The following is a 19,529-nucleotide window of genomic DNA, read 5'->3' on the forward strand; positions in this document are numbered from 1 at the left end:
CTCGCCCTCGCGGCGCAGGGCGTTTTTTTTATTCATAGCTGGCGCGATGGCCTAGAATGGCCTGCCTCCACTTCTCATCCGGTTCCGCCTTGAAGATATCGATCGGCCTGCGTCTGTTCCTCTCGGTCCTGCTGGCCATCCTGGCGGTGACGGCAAGCGCCGTCTGGCTGCTGCGCCAGACCGTGCTGGAAGGCTTCGGCGATTACGCGGTGCAGATCGAACTCGACCGGCTGGAGGGCTTGTCGAACGACCTGGCGCGCCGCTATGCCGACGCCGGCGGCTGGCGCTTCGTGCCGCGCCGCGATACGGCGCGCCGCGCCTGGCTGGGCGAGGAACTGGCGCGCCGGCAGGCGCTGCGTACAGGCGCCCTCGCGCCGGTTGCGCCTGCCTTGCCGGCTGCCCCTGCCGCCCCGGCTGCCCCGGCCTTGCCGGCTGCTCCGGCCGCCCATGTTTCCCCTCCTTCGGCGCCACCTTCCGCTTCCGCTGCCGCCGTGCAGTCGCCGCCATCCCCGCCGCCTGCCGTTGCCCCGCCCGCGCCGCCGGGCGTGCCCCTGCCGCCCCTGCCGCCGCCGGCGCCGGGCATGCAGGGCGCCAGCCTGCAGGAACGCGTCACCCTGCTCGACGCTGGCGGCGCCTGGCTGGCGGGCCGTCCGCCCGGCGCCCTGCCCCTGGTGCGGCGCGCGATCCTGGCCGATGGCCGCACCGTCGGCTACCTGGCGGTGGCGCGCAGCAGCGGGCCGACCGACGCCCTGGCCTATGCCTTCCTCGAAGGCCTGAGCGCCAGCCTGTGGCCCATCGTCGGCGCCGGCGTGCTGCTCAGCGCCCTGGCGGCCAGCCTGCTGGCGGTGCACTTCCGGCGCCCGATCGGACGTCTGGCGCTTGGCGCGCAGGCGCTGGCCGACGGCCGCTTCGACACGCGCCTGCCGGTCGAGCGCAGCGACGAACTGGGCGAACTGGCCCACCACTTCAACCTGCTGGCGGCGCGCCTGGACGACGCCGAGCGTTCGCGCCGCCAGTGGGTGGCCGACACCTCGCACGAGCTGCGCACGCCGCTGGCCGTGCTGCGTGCGCAGCTGGAAGCGATCCAGGACGGCGTGCGCCAGGCCGACCCGGACCACATCGCGGCCATGCTGCGCCAGGTGCTGGCCCTGAACCGTTTGATCGACGAACTGTATGCGCTGGCGCGGGCCGACGTCGGCGCCCTGGAGTGCAAACAGGAGCGCGTCGACCTGTGGGCGCTGGCCGGGGAAGAAGCCGCCGCTTTCACTAGCCGCTTCGAGGCCGCCGGGTTGACGCTCGAACTGGGGCCGGCACCGGCAAATGCTTACGTGCTGGCCGACGCCGACCGCATGCGCCAGGTGCTGCGCAACCTGCTGGAAAACAGCCTGCGCTACACCACCGCCGGCGGCCGCGTGCTGCTGTCCGCGCAAGCGGGCGGCGGCCGGCTGCTGATCGCCATCGACGACAGCGCGCCCGGCGTGCCAGGCGACGCGCTGGCGCGCCTGGGCGAACGTTTTTATCGGGTGGACGCCTCGCGTAGCCGCGCCGGCGGCGGCGCGGGCCTGGGTCTGGCCTTGTGTCGGCGCCTGGTCGAAGCGCAAGGCGGCACGCTGGCCTTTGCCCATTCGCCGCTCGGCGGCCTGCGCGTGGCCGTGGCTATGCCTTTGGAGGCCGCATGAACCGCATCTGCATCGTCGAAGACGAGCCGGAACTGGCGGCACTCGTAGCCGACTATGTGCGTGCCGCCGGCTACGAACCCGAGGTCTTCAACGATGGTGCGCTGGCCCTGGACGCGATCCGACGCGCGCCGCCGGCCCTGGTGGTGCTCGACCTGATGCTGCCCGGCCTCGACGGCCTGGCGCTGTGCCGCGCCTTGCGCGCGTTCTCGCAGGTGCCGGTCATCATGGTGACCGCGCGCGTGGAAGAAATCGACCGCCTGCTCGGTCTGGACGCGGGCGCCGACGACTACCTGTGCAAACCCTTCAGCCCGCGCGAACTGGTGGCCCGCATCAAGGCCATCCTGCGCCGCGCGGCGATGTCGAACCACGCGCCGGCGCCGGCCCTGCTGGTGGATACCGATGCGCGGCGCGCGCTGGTGCACGGCCAGGCGTTGGCCCTGACGCCGAGCGAATTCGAGGTGCTGGCGGCGCTGGCGCGGCGTCCGGGCCAGGTGTTCACGCGCGCGCATTTGCTGGACCTGTTGCGCCAGGGCGACCTGGAGGTGACCGAGCGCGCCATCGACAGCCACGTCAAGAACCTGCGCCGCAAGATCGACGCCGCCGCACCCGGGCTGGAGCCGATCCGCTCGATCTACGGGCTGGGTTACCGTTTGGACTTGTAGTCTCCATTTTTCCTCCACATTGCGCAGGCAGCATGGGGTGGTTGCTCAACCACCCGAGGAGAAAACCATGTTCCAGCCACGCGCCATTGTCCTGATCTCGCTCCTGTTTGCCGCCGGCGCCAGCCAGGCCGGCGTCCACATCGAATGCAAGCCGGCGAAAAGCGGCCCCTGCGCCGAGATGCCGGCGCCACCCGCTGCTCCCGCCCCGCCTGCGCCGCCGGCCCGCCCTACCCCACCCGCCCCGCCTGCCCCGCCTGCCCCACCGCACGACCACACGCTGGCCATGGCGCCGCTGCCGCCCCCGCCACCGCCAGCTCCCGCCGAGCCTGCTCTTCCGGCACCGCCAGCGCCGCCCGCGCCACCGCCCCTGCCCGCCATCCCCGACGAACTGCACGCCGCCTGCGCCGGCAAGCAGCCCGGCACGCGCCTGAGCCAAACCCTGTCTCCGGGCGAGACCATGAGCGGCTTCTGCGAGCGCAGCAAGGGACGCATGGTGTTCCGCATGCGCAGCTATCACCGCGAATGAAAAGGCTTTCCCGAAGCCGTGCGTGAAGCCTCCCTGCCCGGCCGAACCGAACGGCTCGATCTTAATAAAATGATTAGAATCGCCCCATCATCGTGCATTCGGGAGTGCTTATGTTCGATATGGATTTGCCGTGGTGGGAGTTCATCGTGCGCGGGGCGGTGGTCTACCTGGTCCTGCTGGTGATGGTGCGTATTTCGGGCCGGCGCACCGTGGGGCAGTTCACGCCTTTCGACCTGCTGGTCGTGATGCTGCTGTCGGAAGCGGTGTCGAATTCGCTTTCGGGCGGCGACGATTCCCTGAGCGGCGGCCTGATCATCGCCGCCACGCTCATCGTGCTGAACACGGCGGTGGCCATGATGTCGGCCTACAGCCGGCGCATGTCGGTGCTGCTGGACGGCACGGCCGTGCTGATCGGGCGCGATGGCGTCTTCTTCGACAAGGTGGTGCAGCGCTGTCGCATCACCGCCGAAGACCTGGACCAGGCCCTGCGCGCCGCCGACTGCGAGCGCGCCGACATGGGATATGCCTTCCTCGAGGCCGACGGCGAGATCACCATCCAGAAGAAAAAATAGGCCTCATCACCTGTTGCAAAAATGATTCGGTTTTCGCGGCATATGCCCCGTAGCTGAATCATATTCCGCGATCTCTCCCGACGAGATCGCACCCGGGCCTGCACTCATTGCTCAGCAGCCTTTGCCCATCCGTACCGTGTGTATACCCACGAGCCAACGTGCTAGTTTTTTGCGCAGCGTCACGTCGTGGCGCGTTGGTTTCTTTCCTGATCAGGAGGTATACCATGAAGCACAGCTTATCCATCCTGGCGCTGGCCGCTGCCGCGGCTTGCGCTCCCGCCCTGGCGCAGGACAGCGCAGGCATCATCCGCGCCGTCGCCAGCGGACCGGCCGAAAGGCCGCCGAACGGCTCGCCCGGCTCCAGTGTCGCCACCTTCGACATCAATGGCGACATCATGACCGCCGACGTGCCCTTCCGCGACCTGCTCGCCGGCACCACCATGGCCCACATCCACTGCTGCACCACGGCCGCGTTCACCGGCGTGGCGCCGATCGCGATTCCCTTCACCGATTTCCCGCTGGGAGTCACGTCCGGCACCTACAGCCAGTCCTTCGACCTGAGCGACGCCACTATCTACGACCCGGCCTTCCTGGCGGCCTTTGGCGGCACGCCCGCCTCGGCCGGCGCCGCGCTGATCGAGGCCATCGCCTCGAACGAGGCTTACCTCAACATCCACACCTCGCAATATCCGGCCGGCGAAATCCGCGGCTTCCTGGTGGCGGCGCCGATCCCGGAACCGGCCACCTGGGGCATGCTGGGGGTCGGCCTGGCCGGCCTGGGGATGATGGCGCGCCGCCGCAAGGTCTAGGTTTGCAGCCCACGCCCCTCCCGCTCGGCCAGCATGGCTGACCAGGCGGGAATCGCCGCACGCCAGAAGCTGGCGAGCGAGTCGGGGCGATCCAGGGGCAGGCCGAGGAAGCGCGCGGCGTCGAGCAGCGCTTGCACAGCGGCCGGTTCGTCGCCAGGCAGCACGGCGAGCGCGCCGGTCTGTTTCGACAGCTTTTCGCCGTCGGCATTGCGCACCACCGGCACGTGCAGGTAGCGCGGCGTCGGCACCCCGAGCAGGATTTGCAGGTAGATCTGGCGCGCGGTCGAATCGATCAGGTCGGCGCCGCGCACGATGTCGGTCACGCCCTGGTCGGCATCGTCGACCACCACCGCCAGTTGATAGGCCCAGTAGCCGTCGGCGCGCTTCAGGACGAAGTCGCCGGATTCGCTGGCCAGGTGCTGGGTCAGCGTGCCCATGAAGCGGTCGGTGAAGGTGATGGCGTCGCCGCCTTCATCCGGCACGCGCAGGCGCAGGCTGCGCATACTGCGGCCCGGCGCCAGGCCATGGCGGCAGGTGCCCGGATAGATCGCCGCGCCGTCGGGCGCCACGCCCAGGCGCGAATCGAGGATTTCGCGGCGGTTGCAGCCGCAGGGATAGGCATGCTGGCCGAGCTTTTCTGCGGCGGTTTCGTACAGGGGTTTGCGCCGGCTTTGCCACACCACGTCGCGGTCCGACACCATGCCCAAGGAAGTCAGGAGCGCGAGGATCGCCTGGTCGGCGCCGGCCACGCTGCGGCCTTCGTCGATGTCCTCGATGCGCACCAGCCACTCGCCATGGTGGGCGCGCGCATCAAGGTAGCTGGCCAGCGCCGCCACCAGCGAACCGGCGTGCAGCGGCCCGGTGGGCGATGGGGCGAAGCGTCCGACGTAGGGACGAGGACGAGGACTGGTGTTGCTCACTGTCGTTACCGGATGCATGCTGGAGGGGCATCACAATAACATAGCGCCTGTCAGCGCTTGCTGGTCTTCCAGCCATCCCTGGCTTCGAAATCCTTGATCAGCTTGGTCACCTGGCCGCCGACCTCGTTCGGCACCGCCATTGACAGCTGGTAATGCACGATTTCGAAGCTGTCGCCCTTGCGCCGCATGATGCCGCTGGCCTGGCACACGCCCATCTGCGTGTCGAGCAGTTCGTCGAACCAGACCATGGAACCATCACCGGAGGAATAGACGTGGCGCTTGATGGCCTTGAAGGCCCAGGCCGACTTGCCCTTGAAATAAGGCTGCGCCCAGGCCTTGAATTCGTCGCGGCGCCAGCGTTCGGTCTTGTCGGTGCCGATGTAGATGCCGTCTTTGGCGATCTTGTCGAAGTAGACGGGACGCGCATGCGCCGCATCGTCGTGCCAGCGGTCGACAAAGGCGTCGACCTTGCGCTTCAGACCAGCATCCGCTTGCGCGGCCAGGGAACAGAACAGCAGACAGCAGGTGAGCAGCAGGCTTTTCATGACGACTTTCCGTTGACTGAAAGTACAGATTGTACACAGCCATATGCAAGCTGGATTGCCAAATCAGAACGACCGCAGTGTTTCGTGTACATTAGGCAACGTCGTGATTATCGAGCCGCCCCATGCGCCAACTCGCTGTCTGCCTGCTCTGTCTTGCCGTCTCCGCACGCGCCGAACCGCCGGCCGAGCTGCTCGCACCCCTGCCCGCGCCGGCGCCGGATGCGCAACTTCCGAAACCAGCGTCGATACTGCGCAGCCGCATCAGCGACGAATCCATCCGCAAGGCCGTCAAGGAAACCATCGCCGAAACCTGGGAAAACCCGCGCCGCCACGAGAACGATACGATTTCCGCCACCGCCTACGAAACCTTCGGACGCGACTTCTCGGAAGCCAAGGTGCCGGACTGCCTGCATGCGGATGGCCTGAAACGGCAGCCGACCTTCTTCCTGGGCGGCCTGCTGGCCCTGCCCTTCGTGGCGGTGGCCAAGATCCGGGGCAAGTGCATATAAGTCGTCAGCGGTACAGTTCGCCGGCGCGCTCCGGCTGGTAGACGACCTCGATCACGCGTACCTCGCAGGCGGCGCCGTCCTGGCGGGTCCAGGCGATGCTGTCGCCAGCCTTCAGGCCCAGCAGCGCATTGCCGATCGGCGTGAGCACCGACAGCTTGTCGGCCTCGCCGTGCACATCCTTCGGGTAGGCCAGCGTCATCTCGATAGGTTCGGCCGCGTTGTCGAGCACGAAGCGCACGCGCGAATTCATGCTCACCACGTCGGGCGGCATGTCTTCAGGTTCCACCAGCTCGGCGCGCGCCAGCTCTTCCAGCAAGGCGGCGCAGTTGTCGGCCTGGGCGGCAGGCAGTGAATCGATCAGCGCCTCCAGGCGCTCCATGTCCAGCGACGATACGACGATGTTCGGTCTCATGTTTTACTCCTTGTATGGCCGCGTTCCGTGCGGCCGAATGCATGGCCTTCGCCCGCGGATCGGGGCGAGGTTCGTTACGTTGGAGTGGCTCGGGAGGACAGCCGGCGTGGCGCCTGGCGGATGGTCCTCACCGAGCCCGGGAGAGCCAGGCGATGTCTTTCGCGGACGGCGAAAAATGGGAAGCAGCGGTGTGACGACCAGGCGTGCAAACGCCTCCCTTGTTCAGGGATGAACCGCGCTGCATGCATGTGCTGTCAAGGTTCATAGTATGTAGGGTGGGTTCTCGAACCCACCTGGCTTTTGCATTTGTAGGGTGGACCGGGCCGCGCGAGGCTCCCGAGTCCACGCTGTACAACACATGAAAACCGATCACGGTTCCCAAAACTGATTTCGAATGCGCAGACGGTGTACCGCGTGGACTCGGGAGTCCACCCTACAACTGCGCACAAGAGCCCAGTATAACCACCCTGCCCGTTTCGTCAACGCATGCGGCCTACCAATAAAAAAGCGGGCCGCAGCCCGCTTCTTCGCGTACTTCGAGACAGATTAACGCTTGTCGATCGACGGCACGTCACGTACCGGCGAACCGACGAACAGCTGGCGCGGACGGCCGATCTTCTGTTCTGGATCGGCAATCATTTCGTTCCACTGCGCAATCCAGCCGATCGTACGGGCCATTGCGAAAATACCGGTGAACAGCGAGACCGGGATGCCCAGTGCCGACTGCACGATGCCCGAGTAGAAGTCGACGTTCGGGTACAGTTTGCGCGACACGAAGTATTCGTCTTCCAGGGCGATGCGTTCCAGTTCCATGGCCAGCTTGAACAGCGGGTCGTCCTGCAGGCCCAGTTCTTCCAGCACTTCGTGGCAAGTTTCGCGCATCAGCTTGGCGCGCGGGTCGAAGTTCTTGTACACGCGGTGACCGAAGCCCATCAGCTTCACGCCCGAGTTCTTGTCCTTGACCTTCTCGATGAAGGCAGGGATGTTCTCGACCGAGCCGATTTCCTTCAGCATGGTCAGGGCCGCTTCGTTGGCGCCGCCGTGGGCAGGGCCCCACAGGCAGGCGATGCCGGCAGCGATACAGGCGAACGGGTTCGCGCCCGACGAGCCGGCCAGGCGGACGGTCGAGGTCGATGCGTTCTGCTCGTGGTCGGCGTGCAGGATCAGGATGCGGTCCAGGGCGCGCACGAGCACGTCGTTGACCTTGTACTCTTCGCACGGGTTCGAGAACATCATGTGCATGAAGTTCGCGCTGTACGACAGGTCGTTGCGTGGGTAGACGAACGGCTGGCCGACCGAGTACTTGTATGCCATGGCGACCAGGGTCGGCATCTTGGCGATCAGGCGGATGGCGGAGATTTCACGCTGTTCCGGATCGTTGATGTCGAGCGAGTCGTGGTAGAACGAAGCCAGCGCGCCGACGGTGCCGACCAGGACCGACATCGGGTGCGCGTCGCGGCGGAAGCCACGGAAGAAGAAGTTCATCTGCTCGTGGATCATCGTGTGACGGGTCACGGTGTTCTCGAACTTGGCTTTCTGCTCGGCGTTCGGCAGTTCGCCGTTCAGCAGCAGGTAGCAGGTTTCCAGGAAGTCGCAGTTGACTGCCAGCTGCTCGATCGGGTAGCCGCGGTACAGCAGCTCGCCCTTGTCGCCATCGATGTAGGTGATGCTCGAGTTGCACGAGGCAGTCGACATGAAGCCAGGGTCGTACGTGAATTTGCCAGTCTGGCCATACAGCTTGCGGATGTCGATGACGTCCGGGCCGATCGTGCCCTTGTAAATCGGCATGTCGACCGATGGGCTGCCGTCGGAGAACGACAGGGTGGCTTTGGTATCAGAGATATTCATGGCACTTCCTTCTTGGGAGTGGATCTACAAAATGTAAAACGAATACGAAATTCGCTCACGCTTGGCGCAGGCGCGCCACCAGGGCGCGCACGTGCGGCAGGTCGGTTTCGCCCTCGGGCTCGGCGCGGCCCAGCAGCAGGTCCATCAGCGGGTTGTCCGCCAGGTCCAGCAGGCGGGTCAGCGCGTCGACTTCCTCGTCGCTCAAGGTTTCCTCATGCGCATCCAGGAAGCGCGTGAGGATCAGGTCGTTCTCGAGCAGTCCACGGCGTGCACGCCAGCGCAGGCGGGCACGGTTGGTCGGGTCGGATTGATGCGCGGCTTGCGGCGCTGTTTGCTGTGTTTCCACGCTAGAGTCCGTTGTTGGGTCAACACTATACTCCGGCTGCCGGACTTCGGCAGTACCGTACTTTTACTGTATTTATTGCAATACTTTGGACGCAATCAGGCGGAGGATATCCGATTTTTGCGACACGGGACGGACGGTAAGTTGTTCGTTCCGGTTGTTACCTACGCGGACGGATGTGTCCGGTTTTGCATGCGTTATCAGTGCGCATGCGGGGTGTGGTGGGTTCGAGAACCCACCCTACGTGTTCAACCGTTTGTTGAACGGGTGGACGGAGAATCCGTCCACCCTACAACCGTAGGGTGGGTACTCGTACCCACCACTCCACGGCCGGCATCAAAGCGCCGGCCGCAAACAGCGAGCTTAAATCGCCCGGCGAACCAGCATTTCCTTGATCTTGCCGATCGCCTTGTTCGGATTCAGGCCCTTCGGGCAGACGTCCGTGCAATTCATGATCGAGTGGCAGCGGAACAGGCGGTACGGGTCTTCCAGGTTGTCCAGGCGCTCGTTGGTGGCTTCGTCGCGCGAGTCGGCGATGAAGCGGTAGGCTTGCAGCAGGCCGGCCGGACCGACGAACTTGTCCGGGTTCCACCAGAACGACGGGCAGGAGGTCGAGCAGCAGGCGCACAGGATGCACTCGTACAGGCCGTCGAGCTCTTCGCGCTCTTCCGGCGATTGCAGGCGCTCTTTCTCCGGCTTGATCGAATCGTTGATCAGGAACGGCTTGATCGAGTGGTACTGCTTGAAGAAGTTGGTCATGTCGACCACCAGGTCGCGCACCACCGGCAGGCCCGGCAGAGGACGCAGCACGATCGGCTGGGTCAGCTCGTTCAGGTTGGTGGTGCAGGCCAGGCCGTTCTTGCCGTTGATGTTCATCGCGTCCGAACCGCACACGCCTTCGCGGCAGGAGCGGCGCAGGGCCAGCGAGTCGTCGACGTCGGCCTTGATGCGCTGCAGTGCGTCGAGCAGCATCTTGTCGGTGTCCTTCAGTTCGACGGTGATGTCTTGCATGTAAGGCTTCGTATCCTTGTCCGGATCGTAGCGGTAGATCTTCAGTTGGACTGTGCGTGCCATTTTTTTGCCTATTCAGTCGGGGCGCAGCCTGTGCCGCACCCTCATCAATGATGTTTCGTGGATTAGAAGGTACGTGGCTTCGGTTTGAAGGTATCGACCGTCAGCGGCTTGGTCACGACCGGCTTGTAGTCCAGGCGGTTGCCTTCCGAGAAGAACAGCGTGTGCTTCATCCAGTTTTCGTCGTCGCGCTGCTCGTAGTCGCTGTGGGCGTGGGCGCCGCGCGATTCCTTGCGGGCTGCCGCCGAGACGACGGTCGCTTTCGCCACTTCGATCAGGTTGTCGAGTTCGATCGCTTCGATACGCGCAGTGTTGAACACCTTCGACTTGTCCTTGAACGAGATGTGCTTGCGGCGCTCGTCCAGCTTCATGATTTCCTTGACGCCTTCGTCCATCAGGGCCTGGGTACGGAACACGCCGCAGTGCTTCTGCATCGTGGCGCGGATCGCGTTGGCGACGTCCTGCACCTTTTCGCCGCCGGTCGAGGTTTCCAGGGCATTCAGGCGGCCCAGGGCGTAGTCGGCGAAGTCCTTCGGCAGCGCGCGGTTGCCCTGCGCCTTCAGGTTCTGGCCGACGATGTGGTTGCCGGCCGCGCGGCCGAAGACCACCAGGTCGAGCAGCGAGTTGGTGCCCAGGCGGTTGGCGCCGTGCACCGACACGCAGGCGCATTCGCCGATTGCGTACAGGCCGTTGACGATCTTCTGGCCGCCGGTGCCGTCAGGGGCAACCACCTGGCCATGGATGTTGGTCGGGATGCCGCCCATCTGGTAGTGGATGGTCGGGACGACAGGAATCGGTTCCTTGGTCGCGTCGACGTTGGCGAACTTGTGGCCGATTTCCAGGATCGACGGCAGGCGCTTCTTGATGGTGTCGGCGCCGATGTGGCGCAGGTCCAGCAGCACGTGGTCCTTGTTCGGGCCGACGCCGCGGCCTTCCTTGATTTCCTGGTCCATCGAACGCGAGACGAAGTCGCGCGGCGCCAGGTCCTTCAGGGTCGGCGCATAGCGCTCCATGAAGCGTTCGCCGTTCGAGTTGATCAGGATACCGCCCTCGCCGCGCACGCCTTCGGTGATCAGCACGCCCGCGCCGGCCACGCCGGTCGGGTGGAACTGCCAGAACTCCATGTCCTGCAGCGGCAGGCCGGCACGTGCCGCCATGCCCAGGCCGTCGCCGGTGTTGATGAAGGCATTGGTCGAGGCGGCGAAGATACGGCCGGCGCCGCCGGTGGCGAAGATGGTGGTCTTCGCTTGCAGCATCATGACGTCGCCGGTTTCCATTTCCAGGGCCACCACGCCGAGCACGTCGCCGTCGCTGTTGCGCACCAAGTCGAGGGCTTGCCATTCGACGAAGAAGTGGGTGCGCGAGCGGACGTTGCGCTGGTACAGGGTGTGCAGCAGGGCGTGGCCGGTACGGTCGGCTGCGGCGCAGGCGCGCTGCACCGGCTTTTCGCCGAAGTTGGCGGTGTGGCCGCCGAACGGACGCTGGTAGATGGTCCCGTCGGGGTTACGGTCGAACGGCATGCCGAAGTGTTCGAGCTCGTAGACGACCTTCGGTGCTTCGCGGCACATGAATTCGATGGCGTCCTGGTCGCCCAGGTAGTCCGAACCCTTGACGGTGTCGAACATGTGCCAGTACCAGTCGTCTTCGCTCATGTTGCCGAGCGAGGCGCCGATGCCGCCCTGGGCCGCCACGGTGTGCGAACGGGTCGGGAAGACCTTCGACAGCACGGCGACGTTCAGGCCGGCTTCGGTCAGTTGCAGTGCGGCGCGCAGGCCGGAGCCGCCGGCGCCGACGATGACGACGTCGAATTGGCGGGTTGGAATTGCACTAGTAATTGCTGCCACGATTAAACACTCCAGAGAATTTGCACAGTCCACACGGCATAGGCCAGCAGTGCGAGCACGGTGGCACATTGCAGGAACAGCTTGATGCCGGCGTTCTTGACGTAGTCCATCCAGATGTCACGCAGGCCGACCCAGGCGTGGTAGAACAGGCCGAAGAAGGTCACGGCCGAGAACAGCTTGAACCACTGGCGCGAGAACAGTGCCGCCCAGCCTTCGTAGGTGAAATTCTGTGCGGTCAGGAAGGTGCCGAGCAGGATGACGGTGTAGACCACCATCAGGATGGCGGTGATGCGCTGGGCCAGCCAGTCGCGCACGCCGTAGTGGGCGCCGACGACGAGGCGGCGCTGGCCGATATTATTCTTGCTTGCCATGATTAGAAGACTCCAAACAGTTTCAGGCCGACGACGACGGTCAGGGCCAGGCTGATCACCAGCACCCAGCGTGCGGTTTTCTGTGCTGCATCCTTGTCCAGGGCCAGGTGGTTATCCATGAACAGGTGGCGGACGCCGGCGGTGAAGTGGTGCAGGTAGGCCCACGACAGGCCGAGCAGGATGACCTTGACGAACAGGTTGTCGACGATGCCGGCGAAATGGGCGAAGGAAATCTCCGAGCGCAGGCTTTCCTGCAGCAGGTAGAGCAGGAAAGGCAGCATCAGGAACATGCCGAACCCGCTGATACGGTGCAGGATCGATACAATCGCCGACGGCGGCTGGCGATAGTTCATCGTAATGTCGGTAATGTTGACATTACGAATCGGCTGTCCCCTCTTTTGCTGCTTTGTTATGGCTTCGGACATACAACACCTCCTTGACTGACAAAATGTGATTAACCCTTAATTTTCGCCGATTTTTTGATCCGCACCAATATCCGTTTCCGGAATATCGGTCAGTCGCGCGGGGAACAGGGTTTTGTTCGGCGCATTCTAAAAACCAACATATTTTAATCGCATGACGCGATTGCTGCCGGGCCCGGTTTGGGCCTGGCAAATTCCTTCAAAAACCATCGTGCCGATCGGTCGCGGCGCCTCCCGTACGGTGGGCACTCCGTGCCCACGCGGAACGTCGCGCCAACGAAACGCTTGTGCGAACGTTGACCGATGGTCATGCGATCCGCGTCGAAGAGAGCAGCCACGGTGCGAACATTCGCGTGGGCACGGAGTGCCCACCGTACGGTCACAGCCAACATTCTTCAACCGTTACGACAATTCGTTCTGGTAGTGATGGTTTGCTGTCGAATACAAGCCACGACGCAACTCCACCGCCTTGTCCCCATAGGTGAACGACACCCGCTCCGCGCACAGCAGCGGCGTGCCTTCGCTCACCCCTAAATATTCCGCGGCCGCGCTATCCGCGCCGACCGCACGGATCTTCTCGGTCGCGCGGATCATGCGCGTGCCGAATTCCGATTCGAACAGGCCATACATCGGCCCCTTGTATTCCACCAGCCGCTCCGCCGTCAGGCCCTTGAACAACTGCCCCGGCAGCCATAGCTCTTCCAGGATCGTCGGCGCGCCGTCGAACGATTGCACACGCTTGATGTAGACGACCGCGTCGCCCGCCTTCAGCTCGAGCAAACGGGCGACCTCGGCCGGCGCGCGGATGCGCTTGACCTCGATGACGCGGTTGTCGGGATGGTGGGGAACGCCCTCGTCGGGCATCAGTTTCAGGAAACGGAAGTGGGCGCGTTCTTCGTGATGGGTGGCGACAAACGTCCCCTTCCCCTGGCGGCGCACGACCAGGTTCTCGGCCGCCAGCTCGTCGATGGCCTTGCGCACCGTGCCCTGGCTGACCTTGAAGCGCGCGGCCAGTTCGACCTCGCTCGGCATCAATTCGCCCGGCTTCCACTCGCCCGCCTGCAGGCTCTGGGTGATCAGCGCCTTGATCTGCTGGTACAGCGGCCGGAACGACGGCGAACCGTTGCCGACTGTGCCGTCGCTGTTCGGGTTGGACGAAAGGGGATTCATAGACCGCTATTTCACCACGAAAGCCCTTCCTCGTCCAGTGTACACATGGCAAGGACATGTGTCTTATATAAGACATATGATATCAATTGACAGGTGGAAGTGGCGAGGAATACACTCGCGGTCGATTGGAAGCTTGCCGCCCCGCGGCCGGCCTGTTGCCGACGGCGCAAACAGGCCCCGCTCGACTGCAGGCATCCACGTGAATACTTGCCTATTTTGGTATCATTGCAGTTTTCCCAAACAGGCGTATTCTCGGCGTCGACCGTTTTCATTCCCACTTTTGGAGATTCATCATGGCTAAAACCCCACTGCGCGTTGCCGTTACCGGCGCGGCCGGCCAGATCGGCTATTCCCTGCTGTTCCGCATCGCCAACGGCGACATGCTGGGCAAGGACCAGCCGGTCATCCTGCAACTGCTGGAAATCGACAACGAAAAGGCACAGAAGGCGCTCAAGGGCGTCATGATGGAAATCGACGACTGCGCATTCCCGCTGCTGGCCGGCATGACCGCCCACTCGGATCCGATGACCGCCTTCAAGGACGTCGACTACGCCCTGCTGGTCGGCGCACGTCCACGCGGCCCTGGCATGGAACGCAAGGACCTGCTGGAAGCGAATGCCCAGATCTTCACCGTGCAGGGCAAGGCGCTGGACGCCGTCGCTTCGCGTAACGTGAAAGTCCTGGTGGTCGGCAACCCAGCCAACACCAACGCCTACATCGCCATGAAGTCGGCTCCTTCGCTGCCGGCCAAGAACTTCACCGCCATGCTGCGCCTGGACCACAACCGCGCCCTGTCGCAAGTCGCTGCGAAAACCGGCAAGCCGGTCGCGTCGATCGAGAAGCTGGCCGTCTGGGGCAACCACTCGCCAACCATGTACGCCGACTACCGCTTCGCCACCATCGACGGCCAGTCGGTCAAGGACATGATCAACGACGACGCCTGGAACCGCGACACCTTCCTGCCGACCGTCGGCAAGCGCGGCGCCGCCATCATCGAAGCACGCGGCCTGTCGTCGGCAGCCTCGGCAGCCAACGCCGCCATCGACCACATGCACGACTGGCACGTCGGCACCAACGGCAAGTGGACCACCATGGGCATCCCGTCGGACGGTTCGTACGGCATTCCGAAGGACACCATGTTCGGCTTCCCGGTCACCATCGAAAACGGCGAATACCAGATCGTGCAAGGCCTGGACATCGACGCCTTCTCGCAAGAGCGCATCGATCTGACCCTGAAGGAACTGACCGAAGAACGCGAAGGCGTGGCCCACCTGCTGGCCTAAGCCCACACAGCGGCGCCATGGAACCGGCCAAGCCGACCGTGCGCCGCAGCCGCCGCACCCCTGTCAAGGGGCCGGCGGCTTCGTCGTTTTCCACGTCAGCATCCGCATCACACGAGATACACGAAACACACATGCATCCTTCCGAGGTTTTATTCCAGGGCAAACGGCAGCCGCTCCTTCTTCCCGCCTGCGATCACTATTGCGGCTCGGAGAAACTGATGCGCAAGTCGATGGCCTTGCAACAAGAGCTTGGTCCCGTCTTCGACATCACCTTCGACTGCGAGGACGGCGCCGCCGCCGGCAACGAAGCCGCGCACGCCCAGCTGGTCGCTGAGCTCATCAATAGCGACGACAACCGCCACAAGCGCATCGGCGCGCGCCTGCACGACATCGACAGCCCCTTCTTCGAGAGCGACGTGGCGACCATCGTCGGCGCCGCCGCCAACAACCTGGCCTATGTGGTGCTGCCGAAACCGAACGGCGTGGCCGACGTGCGCCGCGCGCTGGAAATCATCAACCGCGTGGCAATTCCCGCCGGCCGCGCGGCCTTGCCGGTGCACGTGCTGGTCGAGACCCACGGCGCCCTGCGCGAAGCGTACGAGATCGCCGCCCTGCCCCAGGTCGAGTGCCTGTCGTTCGGGATCATGGACTTCGTATCGAGCCACTACGGCGCGATTCCGGCGAGCGCGATGCGCACCCCGGGACAGTTTTCGCATCCTTTGGTTGTCCGCGCCAAGCTGGAAATGGTTGCGGCATGTCATGCGCACGGCAAGGTCGCCTCGCATAATGTGACGACCGAAATCAAGGACAGCGCGGTTGTGGCCAACGATGCACAACGCGCTGGGGCTGAATTCGGCTTCACGCGCATGTGGAGCATCCACCCGGACCAGATCAAGCCGATCATCAAGGCGTTCACGCCAAGGTTGTCGGAAGTGAACGAAGCCACCAACATCCTGCAGGAAGCGATGGCGGTAAATTGGGGGCCGATCGCTCAGCATGGGCGCTTGCACGACCGCGCCAGCTACCGATATTATTGGACCGTTTTGCAGCGCGCGAAGCTGGCCGGCCTGGCGCTGCCTGAATCCGCGGCGGCAATCGTCAACCAAACGGAAATCCACTAATGGCCACCCCAGTCAAAACCCTCCTCGCCGCCGGCACGTTTGCGCTCGCGGCCCTCGGCCTGTGCGCCGCGCCCGCCTCGGCAGCGCCTGAAAAGAACCATCCGAAGGCCGCCGATGTTGTAAAAAAGGCGCAAACCAAGAAATCGTCCAAAGGTAAAAAAGCGGCCGCCGTTGCTGCCGCAGCCGGCGCCGGCGCCGCGGTCGCCGCCACCATTGACGAGCCGGAACCGGACATCACCGACACCAAGGTCACCGACTACGCCTGCGAACTGGGCAACGCGATCACGATCTACACGAACGAGAAAGACGATGCGCACATCGCGCTGCGCTGGAAGAAGCGCCTGCACCGCCTCGAGCGCGTGGGCACGACCACCGGCGCGCTGCGCTTCGAGAACAAGAACTATGGCCTGATCTGGATCGGCATTCCTGCGAAGGGCATCCTGCTCGATTCGAAGCTGAACCGCCAGCTGGCCAACGAATGCAAGAACGCGGAGCAGTCCAAGCCGCTGGTTACCGCCGGCCTGGAAGAAAAGAAAGGCTGATGCAAAGTGAAGGCCGGCCTGCGCGCCGGCCAATTGCCTTGCGCACGCCGACTGTTAGTTTAGTAGCAATAACAAGAGACCCCTACTGAAGGAGAGCTTATGTCTCGCAACACCCTGAACACGCTGAAGGACTTCCCGCTCGCGGGCGGCCAGTCCGGCCAGTTCTATTCGCTGCCGGCACTGGGCGAAAGCCTGGGCGTGAACCTGTCGCGCCTGCCGGTGTCGATCCGTATCGTCCTCGAATCCGTGCTGCGTAACTGCGACGGCAAGAAGGTCACCGAAGAGCACGTTCGCCAGCTGGCGAACTGGGGCGCGACCGCCGAGCGTACCGACGAGATTCCTTTCGTCGTGGCCCGCGTCGTGCTGCAGGACTTTACCGGCGTGCCGCTGCTGGCCGACCTGGCCGCGATGCGCAACGTCGCCGCCAAGACCGGCGCCGATCCGAAGAAGATCGAGCCGCTGGTGCCGGTCGACCTGGTGGTCGACCACTCGGTCACCATCGACCACTTCCGCGAGCCGGGCGCGCTGGACCTGAACATGAAACTGGAATTCCAGCGCAACAACGAGCGCTACCAGTTCATGAAGTGGGGCATGCAGGCATTCGACACCTTCGGCGTCGTGCCGCCGGGCTTCGGCATCGTCCACCAGGTCAACCTGGAATACCTGGCGCGCGGCGTCATGAAGAACGGCGACACCTTCTACCCTGACACCCTGGTCGGCACCGACTCGCACACCACCATGATCAACGGCGTCGGCGTCGTCGGCTGGGGCGTGGGCGGCATCGAAGCCGAAGCCGGCATGCTGGGCCAGCCTGTGTACTTCCTGACCCCGGACGTCATCGGCGTCAACCTCAAGGGCAAGCTGCGCGAAGGCTGCACCGCAACCGACCTGGTGCTGACCATCACCGAACTGCTGCGCAAAGAGAAAGTCGTCGGCAAGTTCGTCGAGTTCTTCGGCGAAGGCACCCGTTCGCTGTCGACCACCGACCGCGCCACCATCGGCAACATGGCGCCTGAATACGGCGCGACCATGGGCTTCTTCCCGGTCGACGAAGCGACTGTCGACTACTTCCGCGGCACCGGCCGTACCGAAGAAGAACTGGCTGCCTTCGAGAACTACTACAAGGCCCAGGGCATGTTCGGCATCCCGCAGGAAGGCGAGATCGAGTACACCCGCGTGGTGACCCTCGATTTGTCGACCGTGACCCCGTCGCTGGCCGGTCCGAAGCGTCCGCAGGATCGTATCGAGCTGGGCCACGTGAAGAACACCTTCACCGAACTGTTCAGCAAGCCGACCACCGAGAACGGCTTCAACAAGTCGGCCGACGACCTGTCGAAAGTCTACGAGACCACCAACGGCGTGCGCGTGAAGAACGGCGACGTCCTGATCGCCGCCATAACCTCGTGCACCAACACCTCGAACCCGAGCGTGCTGCTGGCTGCCGGCCTGCTGGCCAAGAAAGCCGTCGAGCGCGGCCTGACCGTGGCGCCGCACATCAAGTCCTCGCTGGCTCCTGGATCGCGCGTCGTCACCGAGTACCTGACCGCCGCCGGCCTGCTGCCTTACCTGGAAAAGCTGGGCTTCGGCGTGACCGCCTACGGCTGCACCACCTGCATCGGCAATGCCGGCGACCTGACCCCGGAACTGAACGCCGCGATCGTCCAGAACGACATCGTCGCCTCGGCCGTCCTGTCGGGCAACCGTAACTTCGAAGCACGTATCCACCCGAACATCCGTTCGAACTTCCTGGCCTCGCCGCCGCTGGTCGTCGCCTACGCGATCGCCGGCAACATGACGCGCGACCTGATGACCGAACCGGTCGGCAAAGACACCAACGGTGTCGACGTCTACCTGGGCGACATCTGGCCGAGCTCGCAGGAAGTGGGCGAGCTGATGCGCTTCGCGATGAACTCGGAAGTGTTCAAGAAGAACTATGCAGACGTTAAGGGCAACCCTGGCGCACTGTGGGAACGCGTGTCGTCGACCGAAGGCCAAGTGTACAACTGGCCTGAATCGACCTACATTGCCGAACCGCCGTTCTTCAGCGACTTCGAGATGACCCCGAAGGCGGCCGCAACCGGCATCACCGGCGCCCGTGCGCTGGGCGTGTTCGGCGACTCGATCACCACCGACCACATCTCCCCGGCCGGTTCGATCAAGGAAGACGGTCCTGCCGGTAAATGGCTGAAGGACCACGGCGTGCTGAAGGCCGACTTCAACTCCTACGGCTCGCGCCGCGGCAACCACGAGATCATGATGCGCGGCACCTTTGCCAACGTGCGTATCAAGAACAAGATGATCCCGGCCAAGGCCGACGGTTCCGCCGTCGAAGGCGGCATCACCATCCACCAGCCGACCGGCGAACAGATGTCGATCTACGACGCGGCCATGAAGTACGTGGCCGAAGGCATCCCGACCATGGTGTTCGGCGGCGAAGAGTACGGCACCGGCTCGTCGCGCGACTGGGCAGCCAAGGGCACCCAGCTGCTGGGCGTGAAGGCCGTCATCGTCCGCTCGTTCGAGCGTATCCACCGCTCGAACCTGGTCGGCATGGGCGTGCTGCCGCTGCAGTTCATCGGCAACGACAGCGTCGAGACCCTGGGCATCACCGGCAAGGAAACCTACGACCTGAAGGGCCTGGAAGGCGAGATCAAGCCACAGCAACAGGCAACCCTGGTGATCCACCGCGAAAACGGCGAAACCCAGGAAGTGCAAGTGCTGCTGCGTATCGACACCCCGATCGAAGTCGACTACTACAAGCATGGCGGCATCCTGCCGTTCGTGCTGCGCCAGCTGCTGGCTGCGTAATCGCGGGCCCGCGCAAGCGGGCTTGCATGGAAAGGGCCGGTTCCCGCAAGGGGCCGGCCCTTTTTTTCGTCC

The 19,529-nt window shown here is 64.3% G+C and carries 20 protein-coding genes; 10 read left to right on the forward strand and 10 right to left on the reverse strand.

Translation table 11 applies throughout. The features are described 5' to 3' along the window. Positions 1–89: 89 nt before the first annotated feature. The 5 genes from QPK31_RS11755 to QPK31_RS11775 all read left to right on the forward strand — a co-directional run bounded on the left by QPK31_RS11755 (position 90) and on the right by QPK31_RS11775 (position 4,248). Entirely contained in the window at positions 90–1,679 is a 1,590-nt protein-coding gene (locus QPK31_RS11755) for an ATP-binding protein (protein WP_290423117.1), read from the forward strand. Next, the gene (locus QPK31_RS11760) at positions 1,676–2,341 is read left to right on the forward strand and encodes a response regulator (protein WP_290423118.1); all 666 of its coding nucleotides are present in this window, start codon (positions 1,676–1,678) and stop codon (positions 2,339–2,341) included. Before QPK31_RS11755 ends, QPK31_RS11760 begins: the two co-directional genes overlap by 4 nt. Before the next feature lie 67 nt (positions 2,342–2,408). Then, entirely contained in the window at positions 2,409–2,867 is a 459-nt protein-coding gene (locus QPK31_RS11765) for a hypothetical protein (RefSeq protein WP_290423119.1), read from the forward strand. 110 nt (positions 2,868–2,977) lie between these two features. Continuing rightward, positions 2,978–3,439, forward strand: coding sequence for a DUF421 domain-containing protein (locus QPK31_RS11770; protein ID WP_290423120.1), 462 nt, complete (start codon positions 2,978–2,980; stop codon positions 3,437–3,439). Positions 3,440–3,663: 224 nt separating this feature from the next. Next, positions 3,664–4,248 carry a CHRD domain-containing protein gene (locus QPK31_RS11775; RefSeq protein WP_290423121.1) on the forward strand — a complete coding sequence of 195 codons (585 nt, stop codon included), beginning with the start codon at positions 3,664–3,666 and terminating at the stop codon, positions 4,246–4,248. On the opposite strand, the gene gluQRS is transcribed toward QPK31_RS11775, so the two are convergent. Together gluQRS and QPK31_RS11785 are read right to left on the reverse strand one after the other, a co-directional pair. Further along, the gene (gluQRS, locus tag QPK31_RS11780; RefSeq protein WP_290423122.1) at positions 4,245–5,168 is read right to left on the reverse strand and encodes a tRNA glutamyl-Q(34) synthetase GluQRS; all 924 of its coding nucleotides are present in this window, start codon (positions 5,166–5,168) and stop codon (positions 4,245–4,247) included. The two genes, QPK31_RS11775 and gluQRS, sit on opposite strands and share 4 nt — an antisense overlap. Positions 5,169–5,218: 50 nt before the next feature. Continuing rightward, on the reverse strand, positions 5,219–5,713 hold the full coding sequence (locus tag QPK31_RS11785) for a nuclear transport factor 2 family protein (RefSeq protein ID WP_290423123.1): 495 nt from the start codon (positions 5,711–5,713) through the stop codon (positions 5,219–5,221). Positions 5,714–5,835: 122 nt separating this feature from the next. Here QPK31_RS11785 and QPK31_RS11790 point away from each other — a divergent pair, with 122 nt between their 5' ends. Continuing rightward, a complete protein-coding gene (locus tag QPK31_RS11790; RefSeq protein WP_290423124.1) occupies positions 5,836–6,222 on the forward strand; it encodes a hypothetical protein in 387 nt (128 codons plus the stop codon). A gap of 4 nt (positions 6,223–6,226) precedes the next feature. On the opposite strand, the gene rnk is transcribed toward QPK31_RS11790, so the two are convergent. The 8 genes from rnk to QPK31_RS11830 form a co-directional block, all read right to left on the reverse strand. Beyond that, complete coding sequence (gene rnk, locus QPK31_RS11795) at positions 6,227–6,634, reverse strand: nucleoside diphosphate kinase regulator (protein ID WP_290423125.1); 408 nt, start codon at positions 6,632–6,634, stop codon at positions 6,227–6,229. Between the two features lie 546 nt (positions 6,635–7,180). Beyond that, complete coding sequence (gltA, locus tag QPK31_RS11800; RefSeq protein WP_290423126.1) at positions 7,181–8,482, reverse strand: citrate synthase; 1,302 nt, start codon at positions 8,480–8,482, stop codon at positions 7,181–7,183. Positions 8,483–8,537: 55 nt separating this feature from the next. Next, entirely contained in the window at positions 8,538–8,828 is a 291-nt protein-coding gene (locus QPK31_RS11805) for a succinate dehydrogenase assembly factor 2 (RefSeq protein WP_290423127.1), read from the reverse strand. 360 nt (positions 8,829–9,188) lie between these two features. Then, positions 9,189–9,899, reverse strand: a complete 711-nt coding sequence (locus QPK31_RS11810; protein WP_290423128.1) for a succinate dehydrogenase iron-sulfur subunit — start codon at positions 9,897–9,899, stop codon at positions 9,189–9,191. Positions 9,900–9,961: 62 nt separating this feature from the next. Then, on the reverse strand, positions 9,962–11,740 hold the full coding sequence (sdhA, locus tag QPK31_RS11815) for a succinate dehydrogenase flavoprotein subunit (protein WP_290423129.1): 1,779 nt from the start codon (positions 11,738–11,740) through the stop codon (positions 9,962–9,964). 2 nt (positions 11,741–11,742) lie between these two features. Continuing rightward, positions 11,743–12,111 carry a succinate dehydrogenase, hydrophobic membrane anchor protein gene (sdhD, locus tag QPK31_RS11820; RefSeq protein WP_290423130.1) on the reverse strand — a complete coding sequence of 123 codons (369 nt, stop codon included), beginning with the start codon at positions 12,109–12,111 and terminating at the stop codon, positions 11,743–11,745. Positions 12,112–12,113: 2 nt separating this feature from the next. Next, positions 12,114–12,536, reverse strand: coding sequence for a succinate dehydrogenase, cytochrome b556 subunit (gene sdhC, locus QPK31_RS11825; RefSeq protein WP_290423131.1), 423 nt, complete (start codon positions 12,534–12,536; stop codon positions 12,114–12,116). 399 nt (positions 12,537–12,935) lie between these two features. Then, positions 12,936–13,703: a GntR family transcriptional regulator gene (locus QPK31_RS11830; RefSeq protein WP_290423132.1), complete on the reverse strand. Its 768-nt coding sequence runs from the start codon at positions 13,701–13,703 to the stop codon at positions 12,936–12,938. Positions 13,704–13,996: 293 nt separating this feature from the next. Between QPK31_RS11830 and QPK31_RS11835 the strand changes: the two genes are divergently transcribed. From QPK31_RS11835 to acnA, 4 genes are all read left to right on the forward strand, one after another. After that, positions 13,997–14,986 carry a malate dehydrogenase gene (locus QPK31_RS11835; protein ID WP_290423133.1) on the forward strand — a complete coding sequence of 330 codons (990 nt, stop codon included), beginning with the start codon at positions 13,997–13,999 and terminating at the stop codon, positions 14,984–14,986. A gap of 131 nt (positions 14,987–15,117) precedes the next feature. Continuing rightward, positions 15,118–16,107 carry a CoA ester lyase gene (locus QPK31_RS11840; RefSeq protein WP_290423134.1) on the forward strand — a complete coding sequence of 330 codons (990 nt, stop codon included), beginning with the start codon at positions 15,118–15,120 and terminating at the stop codon, positions 16,105–16,107. Beyond that, on the forward strand, positions 16,107–16,649 hold the full coding sequence (locus QPK31_RS11845; RefSeq protein ID WP_290423135.1) for a hypothetical protein: 543 nt from the start codon (positions 16,107–16,109) through the stop codon (positions 16,647–16,649). The genes QPK31_RS11840 and QPK31_RS11845 overlap by 1 nt, the downstream gene beginning before the upstream one ends. Before the next feature lie 99 nt (positions 16,650–16,748). Then, on the forward strand, positions 16,749–19,457 hold the full coding sequence (gene acnA, locus QPK31_RS11850) for an aconitate hydratase AcnA (protein WP_290423136.1): 2,709 nt from the start codon (positions 16,749–16,751) through the stop codon (positions 19,455–19,457). Positions 19,458–19,529 lie beyond the last annotated feature (72 nt).

Source organism: Massilia sp. YIM B02769 (assembly GCF_030411995.1).
GTDB lineage: Bacteria > Pseudomonadota > Gammaproteobacteria > Burkholderiales > Burkholderiaceae_D > Telluria.

Bases quoted from the DNA above. Each gene is read 5' to 3' on its own strand.
- QPK31_RS11760 (WP_290423118.1), top strand. From the start codon at position 1,676: ATGAACCGCATCTGCATCGTCGAAGACGAGCCGGAACTGGCGGCACTC.
- QPK31_RS11765 (WP_290423119.1), top strand. From the start codon at position 2,409: ATGTTCCAGCCACGCGCCATTGTCCTGATCTCGCTCCTGTTTGCCGCC.
- QPK31_RS11770 (WP_290423120.1), top strand. From the start codon at position 2,978: ATGTTCGATATGGATTTGCCGTGGTGGGAGTTCATCGTGCGCGGGGCG.
- QPK31_RS11775 (WP_290423121.1), top strand. From the start codon at position 3,664: ATGAAGCACAGCTTATCCATCCTGGCGCTGGCCGCTGCCGCGGCTTGC.
- QPK31_RS11785 (WP_290423123.1), bottom strand. From the start codon at position 5,713: ATGAAAAGCCTGCTGCTCACCTGCTGTCTGCTGTTCTGTTCCCTGGCC.
- QPK31_RS11790 (WP_290423124.1), top strand. From the start codon at position 5,836: ATGCGCCAACTCGCTGTCTGCCTGCTCTGTCTTGCCGTCTCCGCACGC.
- rnk (WP_290423125.1), bottom strand. From the start codon at position 6,634: ATGAGACCGAACATCGTCGTATCGTCGCTGGACATGGAGCGCCTGGAG.
- gltA (WP_290423126.1), bottom strand. From the start codon at position 8,482: ATGAATATCTCTGATACCAAAGCCACCCTGTCGTTCTCCGACGGCAGC.
- QPK31_RS11810 (WP_290423128.1), bottom strand. From the start codon at position 9,899: ATGGCACGCACAGTCCAACTGAAGATCTACCGCTACGATCCGGACAAG.
- sdhD (WP_290423130.1), bottom strand. From the start codon at position 12,111: ATGGCAAGCAAGAATAATATCGGCCAGCGCCGCCTCGTCGTCGGCGCC.
- sdhC (WP_290423131.1), bottom strand. From the start codon at position 12,536: ATGTCCGAAGCCATAACAAAGCAGCAAAAGAGGGGACAGCCGATTCGT.
- QPK31_RS11830 (WP_290423132.1), bottom strand. From the start codon at position 13,703: ATGAATCCCCTTTCGTCCAACCCGAACAGCGACGGCACAGTCGGCAAC.
- QPK31_RS11835 (WP_290423133.1), top strand. From the start codon at position 13,997: ATGGCTAAAACCCCACTGCGCGTTGCCGTTACCGGCGCGGCCGGCCAG.
- QPK31_RS11840 (WP_290423134.1), top strand. From the start codon at position 15,118: ATGCATCCTTCCGAGGTTTTATTCCAGGGCAAACGGCAGCCGCTCCTT.
- QPK31_RS11845 (WP_290423135.1), top strand. From the start codon at position 16,107: ATGGCCACCCCAGTCAAAACCCTCCTCGCCGCCGGCACGTTTGCGCTC.
- acnA (WP_290423136.1), top strand. From the start codon at position 16,749: ATGTCTCGCAACACCCTGAACACGCTGAAGGACTTCCCGCTCGCGGGC.